Raw genomic sequence first — 14984 nt, 5'->3', positions numbered from 1 at the left:
GAAGCACTAATAATGGCGTCTCCATCATTTAAAATTTGTCAAACGATTACAAGGATAGAAAAACTCAAAATAATTTTCTATTTTAATGAGTTCGTCCAAACTAAATCATTAGTGAATAAAGTATATTAGATGTTTTACAGACTGAAGCCTATTGCATTCGTTAAGTTTATAGTAAATAATTTACGCCTGTATTTTCGGAGAATGAGTGAATTTGTGAAAATTAGTGAAATTCGTGTCTAAAAAATTTCATTAGTTTTTATCCTCCAGAAGCGGGACAAATCGAAATTCTCCATACTCATGCTTTTCAAAGTCCTTTGGCCCTTTTCTGATGAATAAGGTCATGGTCTGTACATTTTCCCCAACAGGGATTACCAATCGTCCACCAATTTTAAGTTGACTCATTAAAGGTGTTGGCACAAAAGGTGCTCCGGCGGTTACGATAATGCTGTCAAAGGGCGCTTCTTCCTTTAACCCTTTATAGCCATCGCCAAAAATGAGTTTTTTAGGACGATAGCCTAACTTAGGCAAAAACTTGGTTGTCAGTTTAAAAAGCTCCAATTGGCGTTCAATGCTGAATACTTTTGCTCCTAATTCGCACAAAACAGCAGTTTGGTAACCACTTCCTGTTCCAATTTCAAGTACATTATCACCAGGCTTAATCTGCATGAGCTCCGTTTGAAATGCGACCGTATAAGGTTGTGAAATCGTTTGGTCAGCAGCAATAGGAAAAGCTTTGTCTTGATACGCATGATCCAAAAAACTGGAATCCATAAATAAGTGTCTCGGAATTTTACCGATCGCACTAAGCACCTTTTCATCAGTAATTCCTTTATCCCTTATAATGCCAACAAGTTGCTGGCGCATGCCCTTATGTTTAAACGTATCTTTCAAAGCGGTAGTGAGTTTAAGGCAAAATTAACCCAAACAAAAGGAAGCTACAAGGAATATGGCGAGATGTTTTGAGCTTCATCCATATGCTGAACAATCACATTTAGTGTAACCACCTTTTAATCATCAAGTCAAACTTCAAAATCAAAAATCTTAAATCGACAATCAGCAATAATTACCATTTCTCACATACACCTCCATGCTTCACAACACGCATTCCAAGCTCCCACTTCCCTCCTTTTTTTCTTTTATCTGCCTTAAAAAAAAGCTATTTTTGTATAAAACGTACAACCTATGTTAAAAGCAGGAGTTCTTGGTGCTGGTCATCTTGGAAAAATTCACTTACGACTTCTTAAGCAATCTGAAAAATTCGAATTGATTGGATTTTATGATGCTGATGAAGACAATGCAAAAAAAATTGAAGCCGAATTTGGCTATAAATATTTTGACACTATCGAAGGCCTTATTGATGCTGTTGATGTTGTAGATATTGTAACCCCAACCTTATCTCATTTTGAATGCGCAAGATTGGCAATTTCAAAAGGAAAACACATCTTTATTGAAAAACCGATTACTAATACTGTTCAAGAAGCAGAGACCATCAGAGCTTTGGTCGCTGAAAATCACGTGAAGGGTCAGGTTGGACATGTTGAGCGTTTCAATCCCGCCTTTAAAGCCGTCAAACACCAAATACACAACCCAATGTTCATCGAATGCCATCGATTGGCAGAATTTAATCCACGAGGTACGGATGTGCCCGTTGTTTTGGATTTGATGATTCATGATATTGACATTATTTTAAGCGTCGTTAATTCTAAAGTCAAGAATATTTCGGCAAGTGGTGTTTCTGTTATCAGTGATACACCAGACATTGCCAATGCACGCATCGAATTTGTGAATGGTTGTGTGGCGAATTTAACCGCGAGTAGGATTTCATTGAAAAATATGCGCAAAACACGATTTTTTCAAAAAGACGCATATATATCAGTGGACTTTTTAGAAAAGAAATGTGAAGTAGTCAAGATGAAAGATGCACCGGAAATCCCTGGAGATTTTGATATGATCCTTCAAAATGCTGAAGGCGTAAAAAAACAAATCTACTTTGACAATCCTGATGTTCCGACTAACAACGCCATTTTGGAGGAGCTGGAATCTTTTGCTGATGCTATCAATAACAATACAAAACCAGTTGTTACCTTACATGACGGCACAGAAGCCTTACGAATAGCGACGATGATTATTGATCAGTTTTAATTAGTTTTCAAGAATAGTAAGCCATAGAAAACACATAAGAGCTACTAATGAATTGAAATATATTCGTGTTCCGACGTTTCGGAAGTGGCAAAAAAAAACCCTATTAACTTAAAGAATGAGATTCCCTCCTTCGAGGGAATGAAAAATATTTTCAATGAAAAACATAGCTATAATTGGAGCAGGAACCATGGGAAATGGGATTGCACATACTTTTGCTCAAAGTGGTTTTAGAGTACAATTAATTGACATCAGTGAAGCTTCACTTAAAAAAGGCATAGATACCATTACAAAAAATCTTGATCGGATGGTTTCCAAAGAACATATTACCGAAAACCAAAAACAGGAAACTTTAAAAAACATCACCACGTTTACTGATATGGCTGAAGGTGTAAAATCAGCAGAATTGGTAGTTGAAGCTGCTACAGAAAACAGCGACTTGAAACTCAAAATATTTAAACAATTGGACGAGATTTGTTCGGCAGATACCATTTTGGCCACCAACACTTCCTCTATTTCCATCACCCAAATCGCTGCGGCCACTTCGCGACCAAAACAAGTCATTGGAATGCACTTTATGAATCCAGTGCCTATCATGAAATTGGTAGAAATCATTCGCGGCTATAGCACCAGTGACGAAGTGACCAAAACCATTATGGAACTCTCTAAAATTTTAGGAAAAGATCCTGTTGAAGTGAATGATTACCCTGGTTTTGTTGCTAACCGGATTTTAATGCCAATGCTCAATGAATCTATTGAGACACTTTACAATGGCGTTGCTGGCGTTACTGAAATTGATACGGTCATGAAATTGGGAATGGCGCATCCAATGGGGCCTTTACAATTGGCCGATTTTATTGGACTGGACATTTGTCTATCCATATTAAATGTGATGTATGATGGCTTTAAAAATCCAAAGTACGCACCTTGTCCTTTATTGGTCAATATGGTAAGAGCTGGAAAACTTGGTGTAAAATCTGGCGAAGGATTTTATGATTATTCTGAAAATAGAAAAGCTGAAAAAGTGGCGAAACAATTTTCTTAGTGGGCAATCTGCAGTCCGCAGTAACCAATTAAATTGTGATTTAGGACGAAATACTGGAGACTAAAAACTGAAGACTGAAGACTGTGGACTGAAAACTGAATACTAAAACAAATGGCGAATATCATCCCTTTCAAAGCGGTACGCCCCACACGTGACAAAGTAAGTTTGGTTGCGGCGCGTTCGTATCAATCTTATACTTTAGAGCAACTCGAGTCGCGCTTGCGGGACAATCCGTTTTCGTTTCTCCAAATCGTTAATCCTGGTTATAAATATGATAAACAACTGTCTGGAGAAGCACGGTATAATCTGGTCCGAAATAGATATTTAGAGTTTAAGGAAGATGGTATATTTGTTCAAGATGATACGCCCTGTTATTACGTTTATCAAATTACCGATAGAGATCATCAAGTATTTAACGGCATTATTGCGGCGGCAAGCGCTACCGATTATGAAACTAACATCATCAAAAAGCACGAAGACACTATTGAGTTTAAAGAAGTGATTTTTAAGGATTATTTAAAAACCGTCGGGTTCAACGCTGAGCCTGTTTTGTTAACGTATCCTGACAATGAGATGCTAGACCAAACTATCAAAGCGATTCAAAAAAATCGTGCAGAGTTTGAATTTACCACAACTTACAGAGACACCCATTTATTATGGAAAGTGGATGATGAAGAGCAACTGAAAAAAATTACGCACGAATTTCAGCAAATGAAAACTATCTATATTGCCGATGGTCATCACAGATCAGCATCTTCATACTTGCTATATAAAGAACTAAAAGACCATAATCCAGGGCATACTGGTAATGAGTATTATAACTTTTTTATGAGCTATCTCATTCCTGAATCTAATTTAAGAATTCATGAATTTAACCGTCTAATTAAAGATTTGAACGGCTTGACCAAAGAGGAGTTTTTAATTCAGTTAGATATGTTTTATCGCATCGAAAACAGAGGACAATTACCTTATCAACCGACTAAAAACCATCATTTTAGTATGTATTTGGACGGCGAATTCTATTCTCTTTATCTCCGTAAATCAGCCTATAAAATGAAAACTTCTCTAGACGCTTTGGACACCCAAATTTTGTATAAAACCATTTTAGAACCTATTTTAGGAATTAAGGATTTAAGAAATGATGAGCGGATTGGCTATATCAATGGAAAAAAAGATATAGTATCCCTCAAAACAGTTGTCGATAGTGGTTCCTACAGAGTCGGATTTAGAATGGTTCCTGTCCATATTGAAGAAATGAAAGCCATTGCTGACGACGGACTAAGAATGCCTCCAAAAAGCACTTTTATTGAACCAAAATTAAGAAGTGGCGTTACCATTTACGAGTTTTAAAGCAAATTAGTTTTTGTATCTTATTTTTTCAAAAAATAAACAACTCAACAACAAACAACAAATTACACAATGAGCATAAAACAGAATCTTCAGGATATTAAATCGACATTACCACAAAATGTGACCTTGGTCGCCGTTTCAAAAACAAAACCAGTCAGCGACCTGATGGAAGCTTACAACGCTGGACAACGCATTTTTGGAGAAAATAAAGTTCAAGAAATGATTGAAAAACAGCCTTTGATGCCGAAAGATATTGAATGGCATATGATCGGACATCTGCAACGCAATAAGGTCAAATATATGGCCGAATTTGTAAGCCTGATTCATGGTGTGGATAATTTCAGACTTCTAAAAGAAATTGACAAGCAGGCGAAAATTCATAACAGAACCATCGACTGTTTACTTCAGATAAAAATTGCAGATGAAGATTCTAAATTTGGAATGACATCAAAAGAGGCTCAAGACATTTTGCAATCCACAGAGTTTACAGAACTTAAAAACATTAGGATTGTGGGCGTTATGGGGATGGCAACATTTACCGATGACCAACAACAAATCGAAAAAGAATTCAAAAAATTAAAATCTACTTTTGATGAACTCAAAGGACTTAAACTTGAGAATGACCAATTAAAAACCATCAGCATGGGCATGAGTGGCGATTATCAAATTGCAATTGCATGTGGTAGCACACTTATTCGCGTTGGAAGCAAAATTTTTGGCGAACGCAATTATTAATGAACAATAAATAAGGAGAATAATTTCTATTAAACTAAATTTGCTTTTAATAGTGATTTTCAACTTTTAATTCAAGGAGTATTTACGCAATATTAGACATAGAAACAACAGGTGGCAAATTCAATGAGGAAGGCATTACCGAAATAGCCATTTATAAATTTGATGGACATGAAGTTGTTGACCAATTTATTAGCCTCGTTAATCCAGAGCGAGAAATTCAACCTTTTGTGGTCAATTTAACTGGCATAAACAGTAATATGCTGCGTACGGCTCCAAAATTTTATGAGGTTGCCAAACGCATTGTTGAAATGACTGAAAATTGCATTATTGTGGCACATAACTCTGAATTTGATTACCGAATTTTGCGCACAGAGTTTAGCCGATTGGGTTTTGAGTTCAAGCGTAAAACACTTTGTACCGTGGAGTTGGCCAAAGAAATAATGCCTGAACAGGAATCTTATAGTTTAGGAAAACTTACGAGAGCTCTTGGTATTCCCGTAACGGACAGACACAGGGCTTCTGGAGATGCGATTGCCACAGTTAAGCTTTTCAAATTGTTATTAGCAAAAGACCTCAAAAAGCAAATCATTCAAGATGCGGTCAAAGCAGAGCCAAAATATCAAATGGCGACCAACCTCAAATCTATTATTGACGATTTACCTGCCATTACAGGCGTATATTATCTACATGACACCTATGGCAAAATAATTTATATAGGCAAAAGTAGGAATATCCGAAACCGAGTCAATCAGCATTTTACAAATCCGAAATCAAAAAAACTCCAGAATCAGGTGGCTGCCGTAACCTATGAAGCGACAGGTAATGAATTGGTTGCTTTGCTGAAGGAGAATGCTGAAATAAAACAAAATAAACCGGCTTTAAACAGAACTTCACGAAGAAACCTGTTTACTTACGCTCTTTATAGTTTTAAAGATGAAAATGGCTATATCAACTTAAAGCTTGATGCTGCCGACGGTCGGAAAAAAGCTATCACAACGTTTTCAAATAAGCAAAGTGGCAAACAGTTTCTGTACAAGGCTGTTGAAGATTTCAAGCTTTGTCCAAAATTAGTTGGTTTGGATACGGCAAAAACAAGTTGTTTTAAATATTCAATCAATGAATGTGAAGGCGCTTGTATACAAGAAGAAAGTCCTGAAAGTTACAATCTCAAAATTCAAGAGTTGATTGCTAATAGTAATTATGAAAATCAAAACTTGATTATTATCGATAAAGGAAGAGCACTTAATGAACACAGTGTGACCCTTATAGAAAACGGAGTTTTTAAAGGTTTTGGATACTATGATCTCAACTTTCAAATTACCAATAAAAAAATTCTGGAATCCATTATTACGCCTATGGATAACAATAGAGAATCACAGCATATCATTCATAGCTATCTCCGAAAAAACAAACAGGTTAAAATCGTTAAGCTTACTGAGTAATAGGCCTATTACTGCGAGCATTAATCTATACTGAAGTCTTTTAAAAACCTCTTCGCTCTATTCTTAATTCAATTATTAGGAGCGAAAGTTAAATTTTACCTGGAGTTATATGTTTTCTCTTGAGAATTCCAGAATAATAAAAACAAACATTGATAAGATGTGGGATGACACAAATTAAAGTCCTTAGGGATATTGGATTAAAAACAACCAATCTTTCACTATTTTTGAGGTTATGCTGAATAAAAAACCAAAGAAACCATACATAAATTGGAAAGCGAGACTTCATGAAATCATTTATGAAGCAGATACTCCGGCAGGCAAGTTATTTGATATAATCCTGCTCATTGCCATCGTTGCAAGTATTGTTTTTGTAATGTTAGAGAGCATCAGCGAATTTAATGCACGTTACCATAACTTTTTAAATATTGCCGAATGGGTCATTACCATTGTGTTTACATTGGAATACATTGCCAGAATAATTTCAGTTAAGAAACCTTTCAGATATATTTTCAGTTTTTATGGCGTTATCGACTTTTTATCGACTATTCCAAAGTACATCTCCTTGATTTTTTTCGGCACACAAGTGTTAATTGCGCTTCGCGCCTTGCGACTTTTAAGGGTTTTCAGGATATTAAAATTAGCACGATATTTGGGCGCTTCCAATATGCTGGCCTCTTCCTTAAAAGCGAGTAAAACCAAAATCTTAGTGTTTTTATTCGCAGTCCTAATCGTTAGCATCATTTTCGGAACATTAATGTATCTAGTTGAAGGTGAAGCCAGCGGCTTTACAAGCATCCCGGTTAGTGTGTATTGGTGTATTGTAACCTTAACGACTGTTGGTTTTGGAGACATTGCACCTGTAACGGCCTTAGGGCAATTTATCGCTTCAATCATCATGATTTTAGGATACGGCATCATTGCCGTTCCAACAGGAATTGTTTCCGCAGAATTTGTTTCTCAAAACCGAGGTAATCATGGTTCTCCGGCAAGAATTCCGGAAGTAGATTTAAACACCGAGGCCTGTCCGTATTGCTCGGCAGAAAAACAAAAAGATAATGCCAAATATTGTTACAACTGCGGCCATCCATTACATGAAAACACTTAATAATTTCCTTCGTTAAAAACGTTTGCTTTGAGTCAAAAATATCTTATCAGCATTGTGGGACCTACCGCCATCGGCAAAACTGCCTTGAGCATTGCCATGGCCAAACATTATCAAACTGAAATCATTTCGGCAGATTCTCGACAATTTTATAAAGAAATGAGCATTGGTACTGCCGCCCCAACTCCTGCAGAACTCAGCGCAGCACCACATCATTTTATCCATCACAAATCGGTTTTGGAGGACTATAATGTGGGTGATTTTGAAAAAAATGCCATCAGTATATTAGATAAACTTTTCATTAACCACGATGTGATTGTTATGGTTGGTGGTTCTGGATTATATGTGGATGCTGTCATTAAAGGATTAGACGAATTTCCTGAAATAGATCCATCTATCAGAGAAACACTCAACAATGAACTTGCTAATAAAGGTTTGGAGCATTTACAAAACCAACTCAAAATTCTTGATCCCATCGCCTTTGACACCATCGCCATCGATAATCCGCATCGGGTCACAAGAGCTTTAGAAATTTGTATTGGTAGTGGAAAACCCTATTCCACTTTCTTAAATAAAGAGAAACCCAAACGACCATTCAAGACCATTACCATAGGTTTGACTGCCGAAAGAGCCACTATTTATGAACGAATCAACAAAAGAGTTGACCATATGATGGCCGAAGGTTTATTGGATGAGGCCAAAAATCTTCAACACTTACAGCACTTAAATGCACTGAATACTGTTGGTTACAGTGAATTGTTCAAATTTTTAAATGGGGAATGGACTTTGGATTTTGCGGTCTCTGAAATCAAGAAAAACTCAAGACGATATGCTAAACGACAGTTAACTTGGTTCAGAAAAAAAGAAGGTATTCTTTGGTTTGATAATGAAACTTCTATCGCCAAAATAATTAACAGTATTAATCAGAAATTAGTTTAACCAACTCATAGTCAATTTTGAACATTTATCGAATTTTTAAAATAAAATAAAAAAAACCTTATTTCCAATTAAATAATTCTACCTTTGTCGCTTAATTAACAATATTTATTATGAATAAAGGTATCGTAAAATTCTTCAATGACGCAAAAGGTTTTGGTTTCATTACTGAAGAAGGAAACAACAAAGAACATTTTGTACACATCTCTGGATTAATCGACGAAGTTCGTGAAGGTGATGAAGTAGAATTTGAGCTTAAAGAAGGAAAAAAAGGTTTGAACGCTGTAAACGTTAAAGTTATATAATCGCTTCAATTTTTAAAAAAGAAAAAGCCTATCATTGCGATAGGCTTTTTTATTTGCTTGTATTTTAATTAATCTTTCTGATTGACAACCAATCTAAATCCTTCGCCGTGGATGTTCAAAATCTCAACTTCTGGATCTGGTTTTAAGTATTTTCTCAATTTGGCAATGTACACGTCCATACTTCGGGATGTGAAATAATTATCATCTCTCCATATTTTTGTCAATGCCAACTCACGTGGCATCAAATCATTTTCGTGCAAGGCCAATAAACGCAACAGTTCATTCTCTTTAGGAGAAAGCTTAACCGTTTCTTCATCCTTAAACTTTAAGAATCGCAATTTAGAGTTCAAGTCAAAATTACCTATCTTAAATTCAAATTGTTTACTATCCGCAACGGTATCAGTAGCTTTACGCTGAATAATGGCCTTAATTTTCATTAAGAGCACTTCACTGTCAAACGGTTTATTCAAATAGTCATCTGCACCAACCTTATAGCCTTTAAGGACATCTTCCTTCATTGCTTTTGCCGTCAAGAAGATGATAGGCACATCACTATTTTTTTCTCTAATTTCTTTAGCTAAGGTAAAGCCATCTTTATAAGGCATCATGACATCCAGAATACAGAGGTCGTAATCATCCTTTTTAAATTTCTCAAAACCTTCCATTCCATTTTTAGCATGAACCACGTCATAATCGTTCATGCTCAGGTAATCCTTTAGGACGGTCCCGAAATTTGGATCATCTTCTACTAATAAAATCTTTTTGTTCTGTTCTTCCATAATCTATGATATTAATGGTAGTTTAATAATAAAAGTGCTACCTTTTCCTTTTTCACTTTCAACGGATACGTGGCCTTGGTGGTCTTCAACCATTTGTTTTACATAGGCTAAACCTAAGCCATGACCTTTCACGTTGTGTACATTCCCGGTATGCTCTCTATAAAACTTTTCAAAAACCTTCTTTTGAACCTGTTTTGTCATCCCGTTGCCATGATCGGCAATTTTTAAAATAATATTATTTCCTACATTTTCTGTAGTGACATCAATTCTTGGCGCATCATCTGAATACTTTATGGCATTGTCAAGAATGTTTACTAATACATTGGTAAAGTGAGTCTCATTTGCTAATACCGAAGATTTTTCAGCATTTAAATGACATTTGACGTAACCTTTTCGGTCTTCAACAATCAATTCAACATGCGATACGGCATCTTCAATTAAATCGTGCAATTTTAATCGATCCTTGCTAATATTAAGTTCATTTCTTTCTAGTTTAGATATTCGCAAGACATTTTCAACCTGGGCATGCATGCGCTTATTTTCATCTTTGATCATCTTCAAATAACGATCTATTTTTTCTTTGTCATTGATCATCTTTGGATTTTTCATCGCATCCAAAGCCAAACTGATGGTGGCAATTGGTGTTTTGAACTCATGCGTCATATTATTGATGAAATCCGTTTTGATCTGTGATATCTGTCGTTGTTTTATAATTTGATAAATAGCATTGGTATAAGCTAAAATGATAACTAAGGTAAAAACAATAGACAAAACGGTCATCGTTAAAATGGACGACCATAAAAACTTCTTACGTTCCGGAAAATCAACATACAATATAAAATTACTTTCATTCTTATTATCCAAAAACATAGGGACGCCCATAGTCGTTACCGGATCTAATTCGAAATTATTAGACTGTACCTTCGTAGCCAGATCCTTATCATAAATAGCAAACTCAAAGTCAATATCAATCCCATTTTCATTAAACTGTTTGGACAAATACGATGAAATCTCACCAGCTGACACTCTCTTATAAATAGGATAGTTCCTAAACAAATCACGATAGGTACTTTCGAAAAGTCTTTTCCCGAATTCATCCATCGTATTATATTGCATGACCGTTTTTTCAGGTGTGATATGCACTTCATTATCAAAAGTGCTTTTCTTAAAAACCCGAATTTCCTTCTGATTGCTAATACGGCTGATATTCAGACTATCTAAACCTCCAATGTCAAAGAACAACGATGGCACTTTAAAGCTCTCTTCAAGAATACCGTTTTGATAGACTGTGGTTTCATTGGAAATATCATCATAACTATACAACAAAATCCCTCTGATATTGGTCGTATCCGGATTTTTTCCGCTACTGAGTAATTCTTGATATTTATTGGTATACAACTTAAACTCCTTGTCCTCAACAAGACTGGAAACTTTACTTAAAGATCGTCTGACGTTTAAAGTAAACTGCTTTTCCTCATTACTTAAGCTGTTATCAATAAAATATATTTGAACGAAAATTATTCCAATAAGCGACAAACTCATCAGAATAACCAATAAAATGAATAGCTTTCTGCCCATTATTCAAATTTAACATTTTAACATTTAGCAAGAACTTGCTTTAACCTTACATTAACACATTTTAAAGGTTTAATTTATGGCAACTAATTTTGAAAGTTCTTGATGAATTTTCAGTACTTGAGCTTTTGTTTCGTCCAAATCATGATTAGTAATCACAAAATCTGATTGTTCTGCTTTTTCCCTGTCTGTCAGTTGATTACTGACAATAGCCAAAACCTTATCTTTAGTAGTAGCGTCTCTATTTACAACACGTGCAATCCGCTGCTCTAAATCGGCCACCACAGTAATGATAAAATCATATTGGGAAGCCATATCGTTTTCAAAAATGATAGCCGCTTCCTTTAAGACATAAGGTGCAGTTTGCTTTTTTTTCCAGCGTAAAAAATCAGCACCAACTTTAGGATGCACAATTGCATTCATTTGTTTCAAAAGCGCAGCATTCTCGAAGATTTTGGAGGCTAAAAAAGCTCGGTTAAGTTGACCATCGCGGTAGGCTTCATCGCCAAACAGTGCAGTGAGCTTTTTTTGGATGACCTTAGAAGTGTTCATCAAGTGTTTAGCCCTGTCATCAGCAATATATAAAGGCACGCCCAACTTCTGAAACATTTTGGCGACGGTCGTTTTACCGCTACCTATCCCACCTGTTAAACCTACTATTTTCATACACTATTTCATCAAAATAAATTCGACCTTCTTTTGTTTTAATCGCGCACTTTTAACAATTTCGGGCACTTTCGTCAATTGAGGAATCAAAAATGTTTTTCCGGTCTTATCAATATTCCTATAATCACATTCAATTCTGAAATCTGAAGTTCTGACTGATTTATAATTATTAAGACTAACATTATACGCTACGGGAATCGTTTTCGGGAAAAAATTAATGTTTACACCTGATGGAAGATTGATGATCGTTACTGGGACATTAAACGTTCCTTCAGTAAATTTTTCAACTTGTCCTTCTATTTTCACGCTTTTTGTAGTCAGTTTTAAACTTTTGAAACTCTCATTCATTTCAATTCCCAAGGATTTGTCAATATTTGAATTGACATGTTTCAAGTCTAGTTTTTCGGTTGTGACATACTCTATTTCCGAAAGTAATTTTTCTGAACCAATAACTTTAACGGAATCAGGAATGACCTTGATTTTGTTTAGCATATCATAACCTGGTGCAAACTCAATAGTCACATCGGTGTTAACGGGCACCTTTTTTACTGCCAAGGATTGATAAGGAAAACGTAAAGTATCGGGTTGGATAGAAATAACATCTACTGAATTCCTGAACTTAGCTCTTATTTTAGGTGCATTTTGTTGGGAATTCCACACATAGGTTTTGTTTTTAAGCACCACATCTGTGTTAAAATCAATTTGCAATTTGGGTTTATAAAACGAATACCGCAACAAATTAAAGCCATAAGCATTAACGGTAACATTGACTTTTTTTGTACTATCAAGATTGACATGATGTTCTTCTGGAACGTTTTTAAAAACAAGTTCAAAAGAAATAGTCTCCGTATAATTCTTTGAGAGTTTAGTCAAAGCCAAAAAACAGAAGGACAGCAAAAAAAAGAGTCCGAAAACATTCAGTTTTCTGCTTTTTATGGATTTAGAAAGTTTCGTCTTTAATTTATTGTACATGTTTAAAAAACAATTTTGGGAATCTCTTCTCAGGGTTTTCTTTTAATAGTTTTATGGAAAGTGTGGATTTCAAAAAGCCATAACCATACCCAAAAAACTGAACAAATATCGCTATGACCGCCAAAACAGCAATGATCAAGTTTTTTGAATTTATAAATGCCAGTAAAAAAGCAACCGCCATATAAATGATATAAATGTACAACAACCATTTTATTTGAAAGAGAAACAGGACTAAACTAATAACCAATCCCAATGAAAAAAATGTAGGCAACCAAAAAATAAATCGCTCTGATTCTGGATGCCATGCATTTAAAATAGGACGAACCATACCAAACTTATGGACTTGCTGATAAAACTTTGACCAAGAAATCCGTCGTTTATGATAGACATAAGCGTCCTTTATGAGTTTACTCTTATAGCCCAATTTGAGAAGACGCAATGAAAGATCAGGATCTTCCCCTGGATGAATGGCTCCAAAACCACCCGAAGCTTCAAATGCTTTTTCTGAAATCCCCATATTAAAACTCCGCGGTTGGAAATTATCAGAGTCCTTCCCTCCTCTTATCCCTCCTGTGGTAATGAAGGACGTCATGGCAAAATTGATGGCCTTTTGAAGTTTTGAGAATGATGGGTGCGCTGCATCAGGGCCACCATAACAATCGGTGTAAGTATCCGTCAAACTTTTACTGACCACTTGCAGATAATTTTCAGGCAGTAGCACATCTGAATCTAAAATAATAAAGTAATTTCCTTCCGCCCTTTTCATTCCATAATTTCTAGAATCACCAGGACCAGAATTTTCCTTAAAATAATAGGAGATTTCCAATTGATCAGCAAAGCATTCAATAACTTTATCTGACGGAATTGACGAACCGTCTTCAACAATGCAGATGTTGAAGTCAAAATTACCTTCGAGTTTCGTGAAACTTTCCAAAAGCTCATGAATCTCATCAGGCCGATTATAAACAGGGATTATAAATGAAAAATACAGTGTATTCATAAAAATCAAAGGTAAGGAATCAAAACACAAAAGCCACCAATTGGTAGCTTTTGAAAGTATAAATTAAGATTTTTTTGAACTCTTTATTTGCTCATAAAAGCATCCATGATTTCGTTACTGACACCCATATTACTAAATCCACCATCATTATAAAGATTTTGAAGCGTAACACGTTTCGTCAAGTCACTAAATAAAGTCACGGTATAGTTGGCGCAATCCAAAGCAGTAGCATTTCCTAAAGGCGACATTTTATCAGCATAAGCAATAAAACCGTCAAATCCTTTAACGCCTTGACCAGCGGTCGTAGGTGTTGGAGATTGTGAAATAGTATTCACTCTTACTTTCTTTTCTCTTCCGAAGAAATAACCGAAACTACGCGCAATACTTTCTAAATAGGCTTTATTATCTGCCATGTCATTATAATCAGGAAATACACGTTGCGCTGCCATATAGGTCAAAGCAACAATACTACCCCACTCATTCATCGCATCAGCTTTGTAAAGGGTTTGCATCACTTTATGGAAAGACATTGCAGAAACATCAGTTCCTTTTTGAGTCCACTCATAATTTTGATCGGTATAATGTCTTCCTTTTCTTACGTTGATAGACATTCCGATGGAATGAAGCACGAAATCAATTTTTCCTCCTAAGATTTCAACTGACTTAGCCACTAAGTTTTCTAAATCTTCAATAGAAGTTGCATCAGCAGGAATGATTTGAGAACCTGTCTTTTTGGCCAATTCATCAATTTGCCCCATACGCATTGCGATTGGTGCATTGGTCAAGACAAATGTACCGCCCTCTTCGTGAACGCGTTCTGCCGTTTTCCAAGCAATTGAATTTTCATCTAAAGCTCCAAAAATAATTCCTCGTTTTCCTTTTAATAAGTTGTATGCCATGTTTATAATTGTTTTTTATTTAATGCTAAGCAATTTAAA

Annotated in this window: 15 protein-coding genes; 8 read left to right on the top strand and 7 right to left on the bottom strand. The window is 35.6% G+C overall.

All coding sequences use genetic code 11. The features are described from left to right. Positions 1-249: 249 nt before the first annotated feature. Positions 250-891: a protein-L-isoaspartate(D-aspartate) O-methyltransferase gene (locus ABIQ28_RS10770; protein ID WP_348037130.1), complete on the bottom strand. Its 642-nt coding sequence runs from the start codon at positions 889-891 to the stop codon at positions 250-252. 291 nt (positions 892-1182) lie between these two features. Between ABIQ28_RS10770 and ABIQ28_RS10765 the strand changes: the two genes are divergently transcribed. The 8 genes from ABIQ28_RS10765 (at position 1183) to ABIQ28_RS10730 (ending at position 9054) form a co-directional block, all read left to right on the top strand. After that, entirely contained in the window at positions 1183-2142 is a 960-nt protein-coding gene (locus ABIQ28_RS10765) for a Gfo/Idh/MocA family oxidoreductase (protein WP_348037129.1), read from the top strand. 154 nt (positions 2143-2296) lie between these two features. Next, positions 2297-3184, top strand: a complete 888-nt coding sequence (locus tag ABIQ28_RS10760; RefSeq protein WP_348037127.1) for a 3-hydroxybutyryl-CoA dehydrogenase — start codon at positions 2297-2299, stop codon at positions 3182-3184. A 111-nt stretch (positions 3185-3295) separates the two neighbouring features. Beyond that, positions 3296-4534, top strand: coding sequence for a DUF1015 domain-containing protein (locus ABIQ28_RS10755; protein ID WP_348037125.1), 1239 nt, complete (start codon positions 3296-3298; stop codon positions 4532-4534). A 69-nt stretch (positions 4535-4603) separates the two neighbouring features. Further along, on the top strand, positions 4604-5269 hold the full coding sequence (locus tag ABIQ28_RS10750; RefSeq protein ID WP_348037124.1) for a YggS family pyridoxal phosphate-dependent enzyme: 666 nt from the start codon (positions 4604-4606) through the stop codon (positions 5267-5269). A gap of 80 nt (positions 5270-5349) precedes the next feature. Next, positions 5350-6711 (top strand): exonuclease domain-containing protein, encoded by a 1362-nt coding sequence (locus ABIQ28_RS10745; RefSeq protein ID WP_348037154.1) that lies wholly within the window; start codon positions 5350-5352, stop codon positions 6709-6711. A 232-nt stretch (positions 6712-6943) separates the two neighbouring features. Further along, on the top strand, positions 6944-7816 hold the full coding sequence (locus ABIQ28_RS10740) for an ion transporter (RefSeq protein WP_348037122.1): 873 nt from the start codon (positions 6944-6946) through the stop codon (positions 7814-7816). A 27-nt stretch (positions 7817-7843) separates the two neighbouring features. Then, complete coding sequence (gene miaA / locus ABIQ28_RS10735; protein ID WP_348037120.1) at positions 7844-8752, top strand: tRNA (adenosine(37)-N6)-dimethylallyltransferase MiaA; 909 nt, start codon at positions 7844-7846, stop codon at positions 8750-8752. A 110-nt stretch (positions 8753-8862) separates the two neighbouring features. Next, complete coding sequence (locus ABIQ28_RS10730; protein WP_348037118.1) at positions 8863-9054, top strand: cold shock domain-containing protein; 192 nt, start codon at positions 8863-8865, stop codon at positions 9052-9054. A 68-nt stretch (positions 9055-9122) separates the two neighbouring features. Here ABIQ28_RS10730 and ABIQ28_RS10725 read toward each other — a convergent pair whose 3' ends face one another. From ABIQ28_RS10725 to ABIQ28_RS10700, 6 genes are all read right to left on the bottom strand, one after another. Further along, positions 9123-9833, bottom strand: a complete 711-nt coding sequence (locus tag ABIQ28_RS10725) for a response regulator transcription factor (RefSeq protein ID WP_348037116.1) — start codon at positions 9831-9833, stop codon at positions 9123-9125. A gap of 3 nt (positions 9834-9836) precedes the next feature. Beyond that, the gene (locus ABIQ28_RS10720; protein WP_348037114.1) at positions 9837-11411 is read right to left on the bottom strand and encodes a HAMP domain-containing sensor histidine kinase; all 1575 of its coding nucleotides are present in this window, start codon (positions 11409-11411) and stop codon (positions 9837-9839) included. Positions 11412-11480: 69 nt separating this feature from the next. After that, positions 11481-12074: a dephospho-CoA kinase gene (coaE, locus tag ABIQ28_RS10715; protein WP_348037112.1), complete on the bottom strand. Its 594-nt coding sequence runs from the start codon at positions 12072-12074 to the stop codon at positions 11481-11483. 3 nt (positions 12075-12077) lie between these two features. After that, positions 12078-13046 (bottom strand): YbbR-like domain-containing protein, encoded by a 969-nt coding sequence (locus ABIQ28_RS10710; protein WP_348037110.1) that lies wholly within the window; start codon positions 13044-13046, stop codon positions 12078-12080. Continuing rightward, positions 13036-14046: a glycosyltransferase gene (locus tag ABIQ28_RS10705; protein ID WP_348037108.1), complete on the bottom strand. Its 1011-nt coding sequence runs from the start codon at positions 14044-14046 to the stop codon at positions 13036-13038. The genes ABIQ28_RS10710 and ABIQ28_RS10705 overlap by 11 nt, the downstream gene beginning before the upstream one ends. Before the next feature lie 83 nt (positions 14047-14129). Next, positions 14130-14945, bottom strand: coding sequence for an SDR family oxidoreductase (locus tag ABIQ28_RS10700; RefSeq protein WP_348037106.1), 816 nt, complete (start codon positions 14943-14945; stop codon positions 14130-14132). Positions 14946-14984 lie beyond the last annotated feature (39 nt).

The sequence above is a fragment of the Gelidibacter sp. genome (genome assembly GCF_039916245.1).
GTDB lineage: Bacteria > Bacteroidota > Bacteroidia > Flavobacteriales > Flavobacteriaceae > Gelidibacter.
The sequence above is the reverse complement of the archived record's forward strand: the minus strand, read 5'-3'. Positions and strand labels throughout refer to the sequence as shown.

What these genes read in the sequence shown, in the direction of transcription:
- ABIQ28_RS10765 (WP_348037129.1), top strand. Translation starts at nt 1,183, where the DNA reads ATGTTAAAAGCAGGAGTTCTTGGTGCTGGTCATCTTGGAAAAATTCAC.
- ABIQ28_RS10760 (WP_348037127.1), top strand. Translation starts at nt 2,297, where the DNA reads ATGAAAAACATAGCTATAATTGGAGCAGGAACCATGGGAAATGGGATT.
- ABIQ28_RS10755 (WP_348037125.1), top strand. Translation starts at nt 3,296, where the DNA reads ATGGCGAATATCATCCCTTTCAAAGCGGTACGCCCCACACGTGACAAA.
- ABIQ28_RS10750 (WP_348037124.1), top strand. Translation starts at nt 4,604, where the DNA reads ATGAGCATAAAACAGAATCTTCAGGATATTAAATCGACATTACCACAA.
- ABIQ28_RS10740 (WP_348037122.1), top strand. Translation starts at nt 6,944, where the DNA reads ATGCTGAATAAAAAACCAAAGAAACCATACATAAATTGGAAAGCGAGA.
- ABIQ28_RS10730 (WP_348037118.1), top strand. Translation starts at nt 8,863, where the DNA reads ATGAATAAAGGTATCGTAAAATTCTTCAATGACGCAAAAGGTTTTGGT.
- ABIQ28_RS10725 (WP_348037116.1), bottom strand. Translation starts at nt 9,833, where the DNA reads ATGGAAGAACAGAACAAAAAGATTTTATTAGTAGAAGATGATCCAAAT.
- ABIQ28_RS10720 (WP_348037114.1), bottom strand. Translation starts at nt 11,411, where the DNA reads ATGGGCAGAAAGCTATTCATTTTATTGGTTATTCTGATGAGTTTGTCG.
- coaE (WP_348037112.1), bottom strand. Translation starts at nt 12,074, where the DNA reads ATGAAAATAGTAGGTTTAACAGGTGGGATAGGTAGCGGTAAAACGACC.
- ABIQ28_RS10710 (WP_348037110.1), bottom strand. Translation starts at nt 13,046, where the DNA reads ATGTACAATAAATTAAAGACGAAACTTTCTAAATCCATAAAAAGCAGA.
- ABIQ28_RS10705 (WP_348037108.1), bottom strand. Translation starts at nt 14,046, where the DNA reads ATGAATACACTGTATTTTTCATTTATAATCCCTGTTTATAATCGGCCT.
- ABIQ28_RS10700 (WP_348037106.1), bottom strand. Translation starts at nt 14,945, where the DNA reads ATGGCATACAACTTATTAAAAGGAAAACGAGGAATTATTTTTGGAGCT.